The organism is Sphingobacteriaceae bacterium (assembly GCA_016715905.1).
Classification (GTDB): Bacteria; Bacteroidota; Bacteroidia; order B-17B0; family Aurantibacillaceae; genus Aurantibacillus.
The window spans coordinates 358,441-375,921 of record JADJXI010000003.1 but is presented as its reverse complement, the minus strand read 5'-3'; the positions used below and the strand labels follow the sequence as shown (position 1 = coordinate 375,921).

Genomic DNA, 17,481 nt, shown 5'->3' with positions numbered 1-17,481 from the left:
ATAAATTCCTCCTATATTTTAAAATTCGAATAATAAACCTAGACGAGTTTGACGAGGCAAACTATAATTACCAGGGACATTCATTCTAATATTATACATATCTACAAATGCATTTGGACTGTTTGTTAAAGCCAATTGCTGAGCAGCTTGAGATGAAGTTAAATAACCATCATCATCCGGCTCACCGGTGAACGCATAAACACCAAGTACGTTTCTTGTATTAAATAAGTTAAGCACCTGAACATATACATTTAAGTTGGCTCTCTTTCTGTTATCAGAATCTTTTTTACCCCATGTTAACGGTATGTTTTTATCTACACGTAAGTTGCTTCTGAAATTCCAAGGTTTGTTTGAACCGTTGATTTGGCCCACGATATTTGATTTTGCATTACCATTAAGTGCATACGGCGCACTGTGACGAGTGTAAGGTGTACCTGAACCAATCATAAAGGTTAAGTTAAATCCAACATCAGATAATATCTGAACCACTTTTCCATCTTTCTTTTTAAAAGTTGGACCTTTATAGTCTTTATCTTTTCCGAAACGATAATCGTAATTCAACACCACACTGTGTCTTTGATCAAAATCTAATGGGGTTAAAACTCTTAAGTTTGGCTGACCAGACCCTGCTAAGTTAGCACCGGAGTTGGCATTAGAACCTGAACCTTCAGCAAATTGTAATGTATAATTTGCATTGATACGTGAACCGCCAGTCCTTCTAAAATCAAATTCAAAAGATAAACCTTTTACAGTACTAAAGTCAATATTGTCGTACATCACATAGTTTTGAGGATAAGCTCCAACCACCATACGTTGGTTTATCATATTTCTCATTTCTCTATAAAAAGAGGTAATAGCTAACTTCGCATTTTTACGCTCATTTAATATTTGAGAGAAACCCAATTCGTAATCAATTGTTTGTTGAGGCTTTTGATTAGGATTAGTAATTAAAGGAGCACCACCGGTTGTTCCTAAGAAATAGTATTCAAGCGGTAATATAAATAATCCGGTTGGGCGTTGTACTAACACATCATAGTGCGAGAAAAAGTTTGCCACATCAGATATTGGGAAAGAGAAAGCTACACGAGGCATGGCATTAACCGCAGCTTTATAATCTGTAAACCCGTCTTTTGACATTCTTTCGTTATAATTATTTTTATCCTTGAATAAAGGAACCGGTTTTCCTTCAGATGCGTTGATCAGAGTAGGATCAGATATCTCGCCGCCTTGTGCGTCATACCATTTATCACCTTCTCTAAATCCGGTAATAGCAAAATTGGAAGGAATTGTAGTTACTACTTGTCCATTAACCGTTGAAGTTTTTGGTCCTTGAGAAATATAAACTGCAGCATCTTTAGAAATATTACCCGGAATTTTGCTAGCAAAACCATTTGGTAAATAATCTAAGGAAGCTAAATCTCCAACGCGTGCTAAATCATGCAAAGCAAATTTATCTTTTAACACCGGTTGATTTGCATCGTAACGATCAACACGTAATCCAATGTTAAATTTCATGTCTTTAAAGTCGAATTTATCCATGATGTAAACAGAAGAATAAATTGGATTAAAAGTTCCTACAGGGAATAAGTTTCTTCCATTGGCATCTTTCTCATTTAAAAATTTATCAATATCCGTTTTGCCTTTCGTTTTTGCTCCTGTATGATCATAACCTTGATAAAACACACGAGCTGTATTACCTGTACTTCCTAATAAATCTTCAGCACTAAACATATCCAAACTAAAAGTGGAAGGATCCATTTCATTTACATTTACAAAACCGGTATAATTTTCTGGTAAGCCTAATTTCGCCAATAAACTTTTTGAAAATTGCGTTTGACGATCTGCATCATAAGCTCTGTCAAAATAATAGTAAGGAATTAAACCGGAAAATTGAGGTACTAATTGAGGATTTGTATTATCTAAACTTTGCGTATGGAAATTGGCCAATTGATCCATTCGAATCCATAGTGAACTAGCGGCTACATTATATTGCGAAGTAAATTGCTGATCTAATTCCATACCAAAAGTGATGGCATGATTTTTTATATCGGCGTTGAAACTACTGGCCACACGGAATTGCTTTAAATTAAATTTAGTATAACTACCCGGATAAGAACCAAAATTACTAAACAAACCATAAATATTATCCGGACCATCACCGTTAATTACACCATTATTACCCTGAATATAATTCATACTGATAAATTTGTCTTGTGATTGACTAATCAAATAACTAGTGTAAAGAGCTGCATCCGGATTTAAAGTGCCCGGGGTAAATTTCACCTCATTTTCTGATCTGTTTTGGTACACGTAAGCATTGATGTTTTGACCTCCTAATAAAAAGGTATCTGTAAATGCATAATTGTATGCAAAATCTTTTTCTAAGAACGTTCTTTCAAACTTTCCTACATATCCATAATCAAAAATTCTGTCTTTATGAACATCACTTTGGGTGATATTCTGGTTGTTCTCCCAACTTACTAAGAATCTAAAAAACGGATTAGTAACGATAGATTGTTTTTTATCCTTATTTCCTGTTCCGCTGCCGAATTTTTGAGTAATAGATAAAGAAGTACGATACATTAAATTATTAGACACGGAATGATTCGCATAATTGAATAATTGACTACCAATACCTGCATTATAACCCTTACCATAATTGAAGAAACCACCTAATGAAATGTTGGTATTTGCAACAGGTTGAAAATCTAATTTACCGGTTAAGGATATTCCGCGAGAAGTAGCATTCGGACGATATTTTTGAGTGTACATATCCTCCTTAGTCACGAATTCAGATGAACGAATAAATCCAGTTCCGGAAGGAGAAGGTAATAAAGGAGCATCTTTTATTTCCTGAAGTTTTTCTTCCTTCAACATATAAACCGGTATAAATTGCGGACGAGGATCTTTATTGTAAGTACCTTGACCTGATAAAAAGAAACCTAATACAGTACGTTGGGTAGAATCTTTCTTTTTATAGATTGGCCCACCAAAACTGTAACCTAAAGAGTTATAGCCGTAAGGATCGGTTAATTGAGAAGAAATTAATTCAATACCTCCAAAATATTTTGATTGAGGGCCGCGTGTTGAAATAGAAATAGCACCTGAAGTAAGGTCACCATACATAGCCGGAACACCACCTGTAATTACGTTTAATTGTTCAATACCTTGTTGAGGTAAATTAGGTGTTCCGAAAACTTTTACGCCATCAACAAAATATGTTGTATTGCCACTTCTACCACCTCTAACATTAATACCACCGCCATTATCAGCCTGATATACACCTGCTGTAGTTGCTGCTACGGAGTTTACATCTTTCGTTGCTAAGTTTTGATAATCTTCACGAGTTACGGTTTGTCCTGATTTAGTATCCGGATCAATTAATGGAACCTGATATACAACAACCTCAACCTCATCTAACTTAACACCTTCACCGTTTGAAAGTCCGATAGTAACATAGGCAGTTTTTCCATCACCTACCACAACATCTTTTATTTCCTGTGCTTGGTATCCAACGTAAACACCTTTAATAGAATATTTTCCGGGTTCTAATGGCTTAATGGTTGCTTCACCTTCCATATCCGTAGTTGCAACGCCAACCTGTACTCCATCTTTATAAGCAACCACATTGGCAAATGGAATAGTTTCTTTCGTAACCTTATCTTGTAAAACTACTTTAATTGCACCATTACCTGTTTGCGCCATCCCGGCTAAACTTGTGAAAAATGCGAATACAACTGCTAAGTAAATGTTTTTCCTCATATTGTTAAATTACCTTAAAATACAACCTATTTTTAAAAACCCTAAAAATATCAAAGCTACAATGATATTGCAAGGAAAAATGCACTCTATTTATTATAAATGTGATAATCAAGTACTTAATGTTTTTATATCTATTATAAGCGTTCATGTTAGATAGATTTCTAATACAAGTTTACGCATAACACGTTTAATTAAAATTAACATTTTAAAAACTGGCGGTTGGTTTTATATAAGTGGTTGAAATATTGAATTAAATGGAAGTACTTGCGATCAAACTTTCTTTTTCTTTTTAAACCATCTCTTCAAAAAGAACTCGCGTTTATTTTCATTATTACGAATGGCTGTTTTTTTACTTTTTTTCATTCGCTTCCGAACTTTTTTAGTTTGAATTCTTTTATGATGTTTTTTTATCGCCTTTTGCTCCGCCTTTTCTTTTCTTCGTTTTTCTTTGGCTTCTTTTCTATCTGCTTTTCTTAATTTACGTTCGCTTTTAAATGATTTTTCTGCAGGCCCCGTTCCATCTTTTTTATCCTGAGCAATAAACTTAGGCGATGTTAAAATCAGACCAAACAAAATTATAATCTTTGTCCATTTCATTTTTCAAACTTAATTACTTCTACACCGAATCTCCTCAAAAAATCAACTCCTTCGTCGCTTTTTAATCCCTTAAAATCAGCGTAACTATCTTTAAAATAAACTTTTTTTATTCCCGTGGTATAAATCACACGAGCACAAGAAATACAAGGAGATAAAGTCACAAACAAAGTAGCGCCTTCCATACTTACATTATTTTTAGCAGCATATAAAATGGCATTTTGTTCAGCATGAAGTGCAAGTGAACAACTCCCTTTACTATCTCTGGGGCACCCTGTTTCCGGCCATTCTACATCACAATTATGAGTTCCTGCTGGTGGCCCATTATATCCCAAAGAAATGATCCGAGTATCTTTGGTTAACACGGCTCCAACATTGGCTTTTACACAATGAGAGCGATCAGCCAGTTTTTGGGCTAATTCCATATAAATTTCTTCAAATGATGGTCTTATTTTTTCAGATTTCATCGGTAAGATTTTGATTTATTTGATCACATTGCTTCGCTCACTACTTCCTTAATTGCATCGGGCATTAATCTTTTTAGCAACCCTTCAATTCCTGCTTTTAAAGTTTGTGTACTACTTGGGCAACCGCTACAACTGCCCCGCATTTGAACGGTTACAATTCCATCCTGCAATTGTTTGAAAGTAATCATGCCACCGTCTTGTTCCACAGCAGGGCGGATGTATTGTTCAAGTATTTCAATTATTTTAGTTTCCACTTCGTTGGATGGTGGTGCATGTTGTGTATTTACCTTAACCGTTTCTTTAAAGTTATTGTCTTTAGCAACTTCTTGTTGTGGAAGTTTATTTACTATTTCTTTCCCATCATTTAAATAATTGGTAATAAAAATACGTACTTCACTCATCACTTCATCCCAACTAACCGAATCACTTTTAAGAACAGTTATATAATTAGAATTAATTAAGATTCTTTTAACAAAAGGAAACTGAAACAATGCTAATGCAATTGGAGCATCTTTTGCAGATTGAACGCTATCATATTCTGCTGAGGCTCCACTTACCAAAATTAATTTGTTGGCCACAAATTTTAAACTGGCCGGGTTAGGAGTACCCTCTGCATAAATTGTATATGGAATTTCACTCATGTTCATATTAAGCCGTAAAAATACAACAATAAACCAAAGCTCATTAATGTAAATTATTACCAATACTATGCAAATCTTAGTAATTTTGTTTTGTTGAAACAGTTAAAAACAGATTTTTTAATAATTGGGTCGGGAATTGCCGGATTAAGTTTTGCATTGAAAGTAGCAAACTATGGTAAAGTAATTATTTTAACAAAGAGTAAAGAAGACGAAAGCAATACCAAGTACGCGCAAGGTGGAATTGCAGCGGTTTGGAACGAAAAAGATCATGTTGAAAAACATGTTCAGGATACCTTAAATGCAGGTGCAGGATTGTGTAATGAGAAAATTGTAAGGATGGTTGTTGAAGAAGGTAAAGAGCGAATTGAAGAACTGATAAAATTAGGCACCCATTTTGATAAAAAGTCCGATGGATCTTTTGATTTGGCAAAAGAAGGAGGGCATAGCGAGAATAGGATTTTACATTATAAAGACGCAACAGGAACAGAAATAGAGCGAGCATTATTAAAACAAGTTCATCACCACCCTAATATTGAAATCTATGACCATTATTTTGCTATTGACATTTTAACGCAACACCACTTGGGAGTTGAAGTGAATTCAAAAACTCCCGGCATACAATGTTATGGTGCTTATATGTTGAATACCAAAAACGGACAAGTAGAAACTGTATTATCAAAAATAACTACCATGGCAACCGGTGGTGCAGGACATGTATATGCTTCAACAACCAATCCAAATATTGCTACCGGAGATGGAATTGCAATGGTGTACCGAGCAAAAGGTGCAATAAAAGATATGGAATTTGTGCAATTTCATCCCACTTCTTTATTTAATCCCGGTGAAACACCTAGTTTTTTAATAAGTGAAGCTGTTCGGGGTTTTGGCGGAATTTTAAAAACACAGCAGGGGAAAGAATTCATGCAAAAATATAATGAAAGAGGATCATTGGCTCCAAGAGATATTGTGGCCAGAGCTATAGATAATGAATTAAAAATGAGTGGTGAAGAATTTGTGTATTTAGATTGTAGGCATTTGGACAGAAGAGGATTTATTGAACATTTCCCAAATATTTATAACAAATGCACTTCGCTTGGAATTGATCCTTTCATTCATATGATACCTGTTTTGCCTTCACAGCATTATATGTGTGGTGGAATAACAACCGACGAATTTGCACGTTCTTCCATACAAAACCTTTATGCTATAGGCGAATGTGCGTGTACCGGATTACATGGCGCCAACAGATTAGCAAGCAATTCACTATTAGAAGCTGTAGTTTTTGCTCACCGAGCAAGTTTAGATGCAATAAAAACATTACCCAAAATTAATTATAAGGACAATATTCCGAATTGGAATGCAGAAGGAACAGAACAAACGGAAGAAATGATTTTAATAACACAATCACATAAAGAGGTGCAACAAATCATGACCAATTACGTAGGTATTGTACGCAGTAAATTAAGGTTAAAAAGAGCTTTTGATCGATTAGAAATAATTTATAAAGAAAATGAGCGCTTATACGATGAAAAAATCATCACTCAAAAACTTTGTGAACTAAGAAATTTAATTTGCGTTGGCTATTTGATTATTAAACATGCTGCTAAAAGAGGCGAAAGCGCCGGACTACATTATTTGGTGGATTATTCTAAAAAAAATTAACAGAACTCCTATCTTTTAATTTTGAGATTTAAAATTGTTATTCCATGAATGACCTCAATTTAATTGTTAAAATCCAAAAATTGGGTGAATTGGGCTAAAAACTGATTAAAGGACTACTCTACTTTATCCAAAAAGGCCTCCATTATTTAATCACTTTGTTAAATTTGTAATGTTCATTATTGAAATATAAAGATATGAAAAGAATAGTTTTAGTTTTTGCACTTGCGTTTTTAGGTTTAAGTTTAAATGCTCAACAAGTAAAGTATTATTTAACTCAACAAAACGCTCAACCTTGGGGATCTATTTCCAATGTATCAGCTATGAATCAGGCATTTGGTGCCGGGAACTGGATACAAGATTGGTTTCAAACTGTTAATGTAAACGCATTATTACAACCTTCGGTTTGTTTAATTTATTGTGACGGTGGTTCTATGGCAGCTGCATCCATGAATAACTTCTTAGTAGCAAATATTGCCGCTATTCAAACTTGGGTGTTTAATGGCGGGCGTTTGTTTTTAAATGCGGGTCCTAACACAGGGTTTAATATGAATTATGGATTTGGCGGTATAACTTTAAATTATGTAAATGGCGGTCCCTATTCTTCGCCTGGTTACGCAGTGAATCCGGCTCATCCTATTTATCTTGGGCCTGCACCTATAACAGCAACAGTACATCAAGATAATTTTTATTGCCATGGGTATGTGACCGGTCCTGGACTAACTCCAATAATTCACAATACGGTTTCTCCTTGGACAACATGGGGTCAAGCACAGCAACCAACCGGTGGAAATATAATTTTAGCGTCTAAACCGTGGGGTTCTGGAATGTGTTTATTTGGTTCAATGACAAACACTAGTTTTCATAATCCTCAACCTAGTGCGGGTAATTTACGTGCAAATATGTTAACTTGGTTAGCTGTTTGTTGTATTCAACCAACCATTACAGCTGCAGCAACCTCTACTGCTATTTGTAGCGGTCAAACCACAACCATTACCGGTGGTGGTGCAGGAATTGGAGGAACATATACTATAAATCCTGGAACAATTATTTCAAATACAGCAGCAGTTAGTCCTACGGCAACAACAATATACACAGTTGTTGGAACAAACTCAGCAAATTGCCAGGCTTCTCAAACCATTGAAATTTGGGTTAACCCTACTCCAACTGTTACTTTAGGAAGTAATGGTCCGATTTGTAAAGGTTCTGTTTTAAATTTAACCTGTAATGCTTCTGCAGGAAACCCTGTTTTATATAATTGGACCGGACCTAACAGTTATACTTCTTCATTTCAAAACCCACAAGTAGTAAACGCGCAACCTACATTAACCGGAGTTTATTTCTGTACTGTTACCAGTGTATTTAATAACGGTTCTTGTTCTTCAATCGGAACAACATCGTTAACAGTGGTAGATTACTCGAGTATTTCAGTAAACAACCCAACGGTTTGTCAAGGTTCAGCCTTAACATTAACTGCGGGTGTTACCGGAGCAAGTTCTTTTACTTGGACCGGCCCAAATAATTACACGGCTAATGTTCAAAATCCGGCTCCAATTTCACCAGTTACTCCATTGGCTTCCGGTGACTATACCATTCAGGCTGCTTTTACTGCTTCTAATACTACTTTAATTTGTAATTCAAGTGCAGTAGCGAATGTATCAGTTGTGGCTACATCTCCACTTACCTTAACTTTACCAGCAAATATTTGCGAAAAACAAACTGCTGCAGTTAGCGTAAGCGCTAACCCTGCCCCTCTTTCGTACAACTGGACCGGACCAAATAATTTCAGTTCAAATAATGCCGTTAATTCTATCACTAATATCCCTGTGGCTAATACAGGTGTTTATAATGTTACTGCTATATGGGCCATTGGTAACGTAAGTTGTAACATCAACAGCTTTGGTCAAATTAATGTGGTACCTGTACCGGATATTGTAGTGAACTCACCTTCTGTGGTGTGTGATCCATCCAATGTTGAATTAAAAGCATTTGCTCAAGGCGCTATTTCGTATAGCTGGAACGGTCCAAATTCTTATACTTCAAGTATTGCAAATCCAATTCTTGGTAACCCTCCGGTATCAGCTTCAGGTGTTTATACAATTACAACAGCTTTCACTAACGGTGCAATCATGTGCTATAATACAAATACTACACAAGTTACCGTTAACCCATCTTTACCATTTACACTTGAGCCATACAAACAACTCTGCTTCAATACCACTTACTCTATTGGCGGACCGGTTGGTGCAACAAGTTATACTTGGTTAGGTTCTAACGGTTTTCAAAGTAATAATCAAGTAATGGTATTACCGTTTATCCAAGCGAATCAGGCCGGTACTTATACTTTGGAAGTAAACTTAGGTCCATGTAAAACCTCTGCTGTAACAAGCATTGATGTTTTAACACCAATTTCATTTACAACTACTCCGGGCAATGTAACTATTTGTGACGGGGATAGCATTGCCTTAATTGCTGGCGCAAGCGGTGGAAGTCAGAATTATGCTTATGTATGGAACCCTCAACAATGGTTAGGCTCTCCAACAGGAAGTGTACAATATGCTTATCCGCAAGGAACTACCATTTATAACTTAATGGCTTACGATATAGCTTGTCCTCATTATACAATTTCTAATTCATTCACTGTAACGGTTAACAAGGGTCCTGCTCCACAGCTTACTTTAAGCAAAACGGAAGGATGTGAACCGTTATGTTTAAAATTAAACAGTCAGGTTCAAAGTCTTTACAGTCAAATTACTTTTGATATGGGTAATGGAGAATTATACCAGGGAGATGATTTCGATTTCTGTTATAATACTGCCGGTACTTATAATTTAAAAGTGAAGACTACCGGTAAAAACGGTTGTACATCTACTTATTCAGTTGAAACTCCAATTGTTGTTCACCCACTTCCTCACACGGTATTAAATTACAATCCTGATCCGGTAACTACTACAGAAAACAACGTAACATTCTTCCCTAGTCATTCAGGAGGAAATGTGATTTCATACTTATACGAATTCCAAGGCACTAATGGTGTTGGGGGTTACGATTCTTCTTCTATGAAAAACCCAACACGTTCTTATCCTAACATTGGTAAATATCCGGTTTATTTAATTTCAAGAACCGACAAAGGATGTTCAGATTCAGTATTTAAAGTTATTGAAGTAAGAGATGCCTTTAGCGTGTATATTCCTAACACTTTTACTCCTAATAACGACGGTTTAAATGACGTGTTTAATGTGAAAGGAGTTGGATTAAGCAGCGAAGGTTATTCTATGGAGATTTACGATAGATGGGGTAATTTAGTTTATTCAACTAAAGAACTTACCAAAGGATGGGATGGGAAAATAAAAGATTTAAACGGAGAAGTTGGAGTATATGTTTACAAAGTGAAAGTTTCAAGCGACAACAATCAAGGTAGAAAAGAGTATACCGGACATGTGAGCTTATTGAAATAATATCAAACTAACTTATTAAAACCCGATTAAAAATCGGGTTTTTTTTGTGTTCAATTTTTCACTTTCTGAATGAAAGATGAATTAAATCTAATGCTTCAGTGAAATTAACCGGATTAATCCAATTTATTTTAATTCCTTCTTTTTCCATTTTTCTGAACCAGGTCATTTGCCTTTTCGCGTATTGAAGAATGCCTGTTAAGAGACTAGTTTGCATTTCTGAAAGAGATATCTTTTTTTCCAGATATAAAGAAACCCATTTATATTCCAAACCGAGGAATTGTAATCTTTGGTGAGTAATTCCTCTTTTTAAAAGCATTTCAACTTCTTCTATTAAACCTGATTTCAATCTTTGCTCTAATCTATATTCAATGTTAAGTTTTCTGCGCGCTAAAGGCAGTTCTAATCCAATATAAAGAGGTTTATAGGGCCTTGCGTTGCCAGTGAGGTCCCATCCATGGGCCAAAACATATTCGCCAATCTCAATAGCTCTAATTAATCTTTTAATGGAATTCCGATCAACATGCCGGAGTGTATCATCGGGGTATTTATTAAGTCGGACAGTTAATTCATTTTTAGAAAGCTTATTTAATTGTTTTCTTAATTCTTCATTTTCTCTAATTTGAGTGTATGAATAATCCTTATGCAAGGAATCTAGATACAATCCTGTTCCTCCGCAAATCACCGGAGTTTTATTTTTTTTAATTATTTCATAAAATGCATTATCGCAACCGGCTATAAACTGATGCAAATAATACTGTTCACTTGGATCTTGAATATCTATCAAATGATATTTTATGTTTTTATTGTGTATTGAGTATTCGTTTAAATCTTTGCCTGTACCGATATCCAGATTTCTATATACTTGTCGTGAATCAGCACTGATGATTTCGCCATTGCATTGATAAGCGATTTCACACGCCAATTTGGTTTTTCCACTTGCAGTTGGGCCTAAAACTACTATGCAATTATATGGCCTCATTACAAGAATAAATTAATTTAATACTTCCGGGGCCCTTAACAGTATAATGTAGAAGTGTATTTGTTTCGTCTTTTTGCAGCGATCGTTTATAATTTTCCTTGTGAATTTGATAATTCATTTCGCCCGTTTCACTGTGAACAATAAATCCGGCTTTTTTGTAAGCTTCCCCATTCGATAATTGTTTGTCGATGTACGTCATCACATCGCCTGCATTTTTTTCCCGGCAAAAAGTTTTAACCAGCTTACTTAAACCTCCGGTTACAGTTATTCCTTCTTTGGTGCAAAAACGCATTAATTCATACGATTTTTTATGCGCTGGAAGGCGATTCATTTTTCTTCCTTTAGAAAATAAGGCTACCGCCAACAATTCATCATTTAAAAAAATACCGTATTTGTAAGCAGAATTTACACTATTCATTATGTGATAGCTATTGGTAAATGCATAAGCAGACTCAGATTCAATTTTTTTTACCTCACATATTCGGGCAAAAACTGTTTTGTTCAGATTTAATTTTGAAAGAATAATAGCCGGTAGTTTTTGTGCTGATGTGATTAATAAATCATCCGGAATTTCCAAGATTATGCTCTTTTTGCCATGTGTGAATTTATAAGTTGGGGAAGTTTGAAATGATTGTATATTATACTTGCGTAACGATTTTTTTAATTGATTAAAATATTGTTCAATACGCTCCACATTTAAAAATCAATTTCAAGCCTTAAGCTTTCACTGCCGACATGGCTTTATTTACGCAACTATTTATGTTATTGGCCAACTCCTTCATCTGATCTTCAGTCCACGACACTTTTACACCAAAAGAAATTAATCTGCCAATGATATTTTGTGTTACCGGTAAACTCAATTTATTATAATCTTGCGGCTTATCTAATATTTGAGCCGGTAATTTTGCAACAGTTTGTAAATTCTTTAAATGATCCCATTGATTAATGAAATGATACATATTTAAAAACCAGTAATCAAATCCAGCCACATTTGCTTTATTAAACTCATCAACCGTTCTTTTAGCCGAATCGGCATCCGGTAAAAAAATATTTAAATGCGTGCATGAATCTCCTTCTGGGTCTCCCGGAATTGCAAATGAAATAGCCGGATTTTTAGCCAGTAAATTCTGCATAAATTTTTTATTGAATTTATTTTTTTCCTTAATGGCAGGTACACGTCGGGTTTGTGCTAAACCTATTGCTGCATGAAGCTCAGATATACGGTAATTAAAGCCTAAATAAGGATGATCTTCCATACCTCTTTTTGCACCTATATGATTATGTCCATGGTCGCTATACACATCGGCTTTTTTATACGTTTCCTCATCATTGGTAACCAACACACCACCCTCACCTGCCGTAGCAATTTTGAAAAAATCAAAAGAATAGCTTCCGGCTTTACCAAATAATCCTGTAAATGTTCCTTTATAAGAGGAGGCAAATGCTTGCCCTGCATCTTCAACCAATATTAAACTATGTTTATTGACAATGGCCATAATTTCATCCATTTTTGCATTTCCACCGCACATGTGAACCAGGCAAATACCTTTTGTTTTAGGAGTGATGGCTTTTTCAATTCCTTCCGGACTCAAACATAAAGTTTCATCAATTTCAGCAAAAACAGGTATAGCGCCTACAAATAATACAGCCTCTACACTTGCAATAAAAGTAAATGGTGGTACAATTACCTCATCACCCGTTCCAATTCCACTAGCTGCCAGGGCTGTGGCAATAGCAGTAGAGCCACTACTCATGGCATGGGCATATTTAGCCCCGGTTATTTTTCTAACTTCAGCTTCAAAATCTTTCGCTTTCCAATGATTGTTACGTTGCGCATCATGTCCATATCTGAATAAGATGCCGGTTTGCATTACATCGTTTATTTCCTTGCGCTCTTCATCGCCAAATAATTCTGTTCCTGCCATAATCAATAAATTTGTTTAAAGATAGGGATTTTAGAAGTAGATATTTAACTGTTTATTCACCGGATTAATTGGGGAAATAATAAAATTCATCGGCCTTATCACCTACTCCAAAATTAACAGATGCGAGTTTTTGATTCTGAAAATAACAATCTAATCCGGCCTCATCAAAACTCAGTCTTTTTTCGCCCCAATCGTGATTTTCCGAATCTGATAATGAAAAACCATTTTTTTTCATCAATTCTACTATTTCCTTTTCCTTCAAATCAAATAATTTCACCCCAAAAAGCAAGGTTTCTTTATTGTCAATTTCGGCGCTATTAAAACTTTGGTTTTTATGGTTATCGAAAAAAAGAGAGAATCCCATTTCCCAATAATGATACACTGTGCTTGAGGTATTTAATATATCGTCGTTTAATTCTTGCACCTCTTCTGGTTCACCAAAGGTTTTTTTAATGATTTCCGCAGGCTCTCCAAAACTCAGATTACAGAAACCTTTTAATAATTTTATCTCCGGACAAAAGGACATGTTACTAAAATAAATAAAGTTTGAAAAAATTGGTAAAAAAAGTGCCTTTTGGGGATAAAAATATTTTTGCAGTAGTTAAAAATGCGCTTATATTTGCACTCTTGTTAAAAAAACGCTCTTTTAAATGATATCCGCATACGAAATGTTTCAATAGAAACGATTCTTATGACAAAGTGTAAAAAAGCATAATTTGCTTGATTACCGAATTGATTTTGTTTACTGAAAAGTAAATGAGTTGATTCCGTAGCTCAGTCGGTAGAGCATTACACTTTTAATGTAAGGGTCCTGGGTTCGAATCCCAGCGGGATCACATGAAGAACGCTAAACCCCCAGTAAATACTGGGGGTTTTTTATTTTCAAATGGGCTGTGGGAAACATGTGGGAAACATTTGTTTTTTTCCTCCCTTTACTCTCCCTTGCTTTTGTTTACACTTGTATATACTTTATCCATACTTCATCTATGGAGCATATAGGTACTTTCTACGCCTATTTACCAACCGTTAGTTAAAAACATTCCTTTTGGGTGCAATCGCACCGCAAATTCTTTAAGCCATTTTAGTCAAGGTACTTTTGTATTGTCAGAGGGAAATTCGACTCGCGATAAGAAAATTCATCTGGCCTTTTTCAGTCGACTGCAGCGCCTGATTAAGTTTTAATCAATAATTAAAAATTAAACAAAATGGCACGTCAAAAGGGCATCATCAAGCTAAAAGGAAAAATCGGAGATATTTCCTTTTACAAAACCCAAGACGGACATTTAGCACGTGAAAAGGGCGGTGTGGATGCGGAACGCATTCAAAACGATCCTGCCTTTGTGAGAACAAGGGAAAACGGAGCTGAATTTGGTTCGTCTGCGGTTGCAGGTAAAAACCTGCGTGTAGCATTGTTCGCAATGTTACAAACTGCTTCCGACAATCGTGTAGTATCTCGTTTAACCAAGGTAATGACCAACATTAAAAATCTCGATGGTACAAGTGTACGTGGTGAAAGAAATGTTGGTGTTGCAATTGCTTTGCCAGCGGCAAAAGCATTGTTGAAAAATTTCAACTTCAACAAAAAAGCTTTGCTCGGTAGCATCTTGTTTAAACCGTACAGCGTGAACATCGGAACCGGTGTAATTACAATCAACGGTCTTGAACCGGTAAATCATATCAACTTTCCTGCTGGAGCTACTCACGTAACTCTTAAAGGTGCATGGTTGAAATTGGATTTCGCAACAGGACTGTATGACGTTCAAGCAACAAATGCTGTGAACCTTCTTATCGATGCTACTCCATCAAACGTAGTTTTAACTCCTGCGATTCCCGGTGGTGCTGGTACCGATTTGTACCTCTTACAAGTTGAATTCTTCCAAGAAGTGAATGCAGTTCAGTATTCATTAAAGGATGGTGCGCATAATTCATTAACTGTTGTTGAAATAAACTAAGAAACGGTATGAACAAGATGCAAAAAAATCCGAGCGAAATGAACTTCTTGGAAAGATATTCTGAGCCAACTCCAAAGTTTTTCAAAAAACTGCGGACTATCGGTTTGATACTTGCAGCTGCAGGTGGCGTATTGGTGGCAGCACCAATCGCCTTACCTGTTGCGTTGGTAACAGCTGGTGGATACTTGCTCACAGCAGGAGCGGTAGCGACTGCAGTAAGTCAAGCCGCGGTTGAAGATTGTGGAGACAAAAAAAAAGAATAATAACCATTAAAATTTTTGTCCTTATGGATAATACAAAAAAAGAAAGTCTAAAAGTCATTGTTGAAGTGAAAGGAAAAAACTACAGCAAAGGACAAGTGATTAATTCATTCGAAGCGGATGCGATAATCACAAAAGAAAGTGAAGGGCGATTGAATCAAAATGATGAAGACACCATCACGGTAATTGCAAGCGATTGCGGAACGCCAAAACTGGAAGCAAAGTACCAATCTAAATCAATCGGTGAAGGTGCGATCAAAACGAACATTGAGATAGAACTCAAAGGGAAAACACTTGATCTTACCAAAAATCAATTGATCGATGCAATTGCTGCAGGTGCTAAGCTAACCAAAGCTGATGCCGGCCGAACGCTTGACAAAGCGGTTGAGGATTTGCTCACTTTGAAAGCTGAGAAAAACTGTGAGTCGAATTGTGCAAGTGCCAACGCGCATTATTCAACTAAGATCTCGGAAATCGCTGAGTAATGAGCAGTAATCATCACATAGAAGGAGGCACTATCCTGGGCACTGTTTCCGGAACGGTCCTTACCGTAGCGGTGAACATAGGTTCATCCGATATATTAAAAACAGTTATCCTTGCAGCAATTGGTGCTGTGGTTAGTTTCGGTGTATCTGTGTTATTGAAATCTCTCGGTAAACGATTCCGTAAGTAAGTTGTCATGGTAAATGAATGAGGGTCGCCCGTAAATGGGCGACCTTTTTTATTTTAGTAAAAACTAAAACGGCAAGGTGGAAAGCTGACGCACACCTGATGAATGCACCAACACATAGCAACCGCAAGGCAATGCATAAGATTTGATTGCAGTTGATGAATGCACCAATGCACGCTTGCGCAAATAGCGATTGAATGCATAAGGTGAAAGTTGCATTGGTTGCAATTGAATTGCGCTAGTGAATGTGCAAACCGGTGCCGAAGCGACTAAGGACATTTTTGGATGTTTTTGCATAGTATTAAATTTTATATGCTTTCCTCAGCAGGTGGATTTAAAAAAACAAAAGGAAACGGAATAAATGTTGGCTCTGTGCGTCTGCCCGTGTTTATGCCGTAAGCTTTTGTTTTTTTATTGTCGGCACGTGGGTCAGCCCACCTGCTATCTTTGCATATAAAATTTAATTAGGCGAAAACGGGTGTTATTTGTGCAGCATTTTATAAACCATACTTTGCCTAACCTGATGAATTAACTTGATTTGTTTGTTGAGGTTGGCTTGATGCTCATCCAACTGTTTAAAATACCCTATTAATTCGCCATAATCTGCCTTATTTTGAGAGATTGTGATGTTAGCATGATGTAATGCCATCGTAAACTCATCAATGCGTATAAACTCAATTACGGAGCCGATTAAAAGCGAGTGAAAATATTTGCCTTGCCATAACGCCTGGCATAAATAATAAAAGTGCCAACGTTCATCATCCGTATCAGCAAGAAATACGAAACTATTGGTGTAACAATCCGGACAGGGTTTACCTGCATTCCTTCCTTTATTCAAAATAAAAAAATGTGGCTGGTGGTAATGGTTACCGAGTTTGTGTGTTTTGATTTTTGATTTGAGCATAGCTTGAGCATTAAAATTTATGCTACCCCAACCCCCCAATAATTTTTAAAACAAAAAACAAAAACCGAAAAAAATAAAAAAGAAAGCCATCCTTCAAGGAGGTGGGACAAGGTTTGCAAGGTTTTTGACAAAAAAAATACTACCGCCTTATGTAGGAGTAGTATTTTTTACCTTAAGCAAAGTAAGGCGGTGGAGATTTTTTTTGCAAAA

15 protein-coding genes and 1 tRNA gene are annotated in these 17,481 nt (G+C 36.1%); 6 read left to right on the top strand and 10 right to left on the bottom strand.

The genetic code is table 11. The features are described 5' to 3' along the window. Positions 1–18: 18 nt before the first annotated feature. The 4 genes from IPM51_01980 to IPM51_01965 all read right to left on the bottom strand — a co-directional run bounded on the left by IPM51_01980 (position 19) and on the right by IPM51_01965 (position 5,470). Positions 19–3,762 carry a TonB-dependent receptor plug domain-containing protein gene (locus tag IPM51_01980; GenBank protein MBK9283069.1) on the bottom strand — a complete coding sequence of 1,248 codons (3,744 nt, stop codon included), beginning with the start codon at positions 3,760–3,762 and terminating at the stop codon, positions 19–21. Positions 3,763–4,032: 270 nt separating this feature from the next. After that, on the bottom strand, positions 4,033–4,359 hold the full coding sequence (locus IPM51_01975; protein ID MBK9283068.1) for a hypothetical protein: 327 nt from the start codon (positions 4,357–4,359) through the stop codon (positions 4,033–4,035). Next, the gene (locus IPM51_01970) at positions 4,356–4,823 is read right to left on the bottom strand and encodes a dCMP deaminase family protein (GenBank protein MBK9283067.1); all 468 of its coding nucleotides are present in this window, start codon (positions 4,821–4,823) and stop codon (positions 4,356–4,358) included. Before IPM51_01970 ends, IPM51_01975 begins: the two co-directional genes overlap by 4 nt. 23 nt (positions 4,824–4,846) lie before the next feature. After that, a complete protein-coding gene (locus IPM51_01965) occupies positions 4,847–5,470 on the bottom strand; it encodes a NifU family protein (GenBank protein MBK9283066.1) in 624 nt (207 codons plus the stop codon). Positions 5,471–5,554: 84 nt separating this feature from the next. Here IPM51_01965 and nadB point away from each other — a divergent pair, with 84 nt between their 5' ends. Further along, complete coding sequence (gene nadB / locus IPM51_01960; protein MBK9283065.1) at positions 5,555–7,126, top strand: L-aspartate oxidase; 1,572 nt, start codon at positions 5,555–5,557, stop codon at positions 7,124–7,126. A 194-nt stretch (positions 7,127–7,320) separates the two neighbouring features. Then, positions 7,321–10,581, top strand: coding sequence for a gliding motility-associated C-terminal domain-containing protein (locus IPM51_01955; protein MBK9283064.1), 3,261 nt, complete (start codon positions 7,321–7,323; stop codon positions 10,579–10,581). Positions 10,582–10,639: 58 nt separating this feature from the next. Here IPM51_01955 and miaA read toward each other — a convergent pair whose 3' ends face one another. The 4 genes from miaA to IPM51_01935 all read right to left on the bottom strand — a co-directional run bounded on the left by miaA (position 10,640) and on the right by IPM51_01935 (position 14,011). Next, positions 10,640–11,560 (bottom strand): tRNA (adenosine(37)-N6)-dimethylallyltransferase MiaA, encoded by a 921-nt coding sequence (gene miaA / locus IPM51_01950; protein ID MBK9283063.1) that lies wholly within the window; start codon positions 11,558–11,560, stop codon positions 10,640–10,642. Next, a complete protein-coding gene (locus IPM51_01945; protein MBK9283062.1) occupies positions 11,547–12,254 on the bottom strand; it encodes a hypothetical protein in 708 nt (235 codons plus the stop codon). The genes miaA and IPM51_01945 overlap by 14 nt, the downstream gene beginning before the upstream one ends. A 22-nt stretch (positions 12,255–12,276) precedes the next feature. Beyond that, on the bottom strand, positions 12,277–13,485 hold the full coding sequence (locus tag IPM51_01940; protein ID MBK9283061.1) for a DegT/DnrJ/EryC1/StrS family aminotransferase: 1,209 nt from the start codon (positions 13,483–13,485) through the stop codon (positions 12,277–12,279). A gap of 64 nt (positions 13,486–13,549) precedes the next feature. Continuing rightward, complete coding sequence (locus tag IPM51_01935) at positions 13,550–14,011, bottom strand: hypothetical protein (GenBank protein MBK9283060.1); 462 nt, start codon at positions 14,009–14,011, stop codon at positions 13,550–13,552. A 237-nt stretch (positions 14,012–14,248) separates the two neighbouring features. On the opposite strand from IPM51_01935, the gene IPM51_01930 reads away from it, so the two are divergent. From IPM51_01930 to IPM51_01915, 4 genes are all read left to right on the top strand, one after another. Next, positions 14,249–14,321, top strand: a tRNA-Lys gene (locus IPM51_01930). 369 nt (positions 14,322–14,690) lie between these two features. Continuing rightward, on the top strand, positions 14,691–15,437 hold the full coding sequence (locus IPM51_01925) for a hypothetical protein (GenBank protein ID MBK9283059.1): 747 nt from the start codon (positions 14,691–14,693) through the stop codon (positions 15,435–15,437). Positions 15,438–15,475: 38 nt separating this feature from the next. Then, positions 15,476–15,700: a hypothetical protein gene (locus tag IPM51_01920; GenBank protein ID MBK9283058.1), complete on the top strand. Its 225-nt coding sequence runs from the start codon at positions 15,476–15,478 to the stop codon at positions 15,698–15,700. Positions 15,701–15,723: 23 nt separating this feature from the next. Continuing rightward, entirely contained in the window at positions 15,724–16,182 is a 459-nt protein-coding gene (locus IPM51_01915; protein MBK9283057.1) for a hypothetical protein, read from the top strand. Positions 16,183–16,433: 251 nt separating this feature from the next. On the opposite strand, the gene IPM51_01910 is transcribed toward IPM51_01915, so the two are convergent. Both IPM51_01910 and IPM51_01905 read right to left on the bottom strand, forming a co-directional pair. Next, positions 16,434–16,664, bottom strand: a complete 231-nt coding sequence (locus tag IPM51_01910; GenBank protein MBK9283056.1) for a hypothetical protein — start codon at positions 16,662–16,664, stop codon at positions 16,434–16,436. A gap of 184 nt (positions 16,665–16,848) precedes the next feature. Next, entirely contained in the window at positions 16,849–17,205 is a 357-nt protein-coding gene (locus tag IPM51_01905) for a hypothetical protein (protein ID MBK9283055.1), read from the bottom strand. Positions 17,206–17,481 lie beyond the last annotated feature (276 nt).

Coding starts and splice junctions, on each gene's coding strand:
- IPM51_01925 (MBK9283059.1), top strand. CDS start 14,691: ATGGCACGTCAAAAGGGCATCATCAAGCTAAAAGGAAAAATCGGAGAT.
- IPM51_01970 (MBK9283067.1), bottom strand. CDS start 4,823: ATGAAATCTGAAAAAATAAGACCATCATTTGAAGAAATTTATATGGAA.
- IPM51_01920 (MBK9283058.1), top strand. CDS start 15,476: ATGAACTTCTTGGAAAGATATTCTGAGCCAACTCCAAAGTTTTTCAAA.
- IPM51_01935 (MBK9283060.1), bottom strand. CDS start 14,011: ATGTCCTTTTGTCCGGAGATAAAATTATTAAAAGGTTTCTGTAATCTG.
- miaA (MBK9283063.1), bottom strand. CDS start 11,560: ATGAGGCCATATAATTGCATAGTAGTTTTAGGCCCAACTGCAAGTGGA.
- IPM51_01965 (MBK9283066.1), bottom strand. CDS start 5,470: ATGAACATGAGTGAAATTCCATATACAATTTATGCAGAGGGTACTCCT.
- IPM51_01910 (MBK9283056.1), bottom strand. CDS start 16,664: ATGCAAAAACATCCAAAAATGTCCTTAGTCGCTTCGGCACCGGTTTGC.
- IPM51_01980 (MBK9283069.1), bottom strand. CDS start 3,762: ATGAGGAAAAACATTTACTTAGCAGTTGTATTCGCATTTTTCACAAGT.
- IPM51_01915 (MBK9283057.1), top strand. CDS start 15,724: ATGGATAATACAAAAAAAGAAAGTCTAAAAGTCATTGTTGAAGTGAAA.
- IPM51_01955 (MBK9283064.1), top strand. CDS start 7,321: ATGAAAAGAATAGTTTTAGTTTTTGCACTTGCGTTTTTAGGTTTAAGT.
- IPM51_01940 (MBK9283061.1), bottom strand. CDS start 13,485: ATGGCAGGAACAGAATTATTTGGCGATGAAGAGCGCAAGGAAATAAAC.
- IPM51_01975 (MBK9283068.1), bottom strand. CDS start 4,359: ATGAAATGGACAAAGATTATAATTTTGTTTGGTCTGATTTTAACATCG.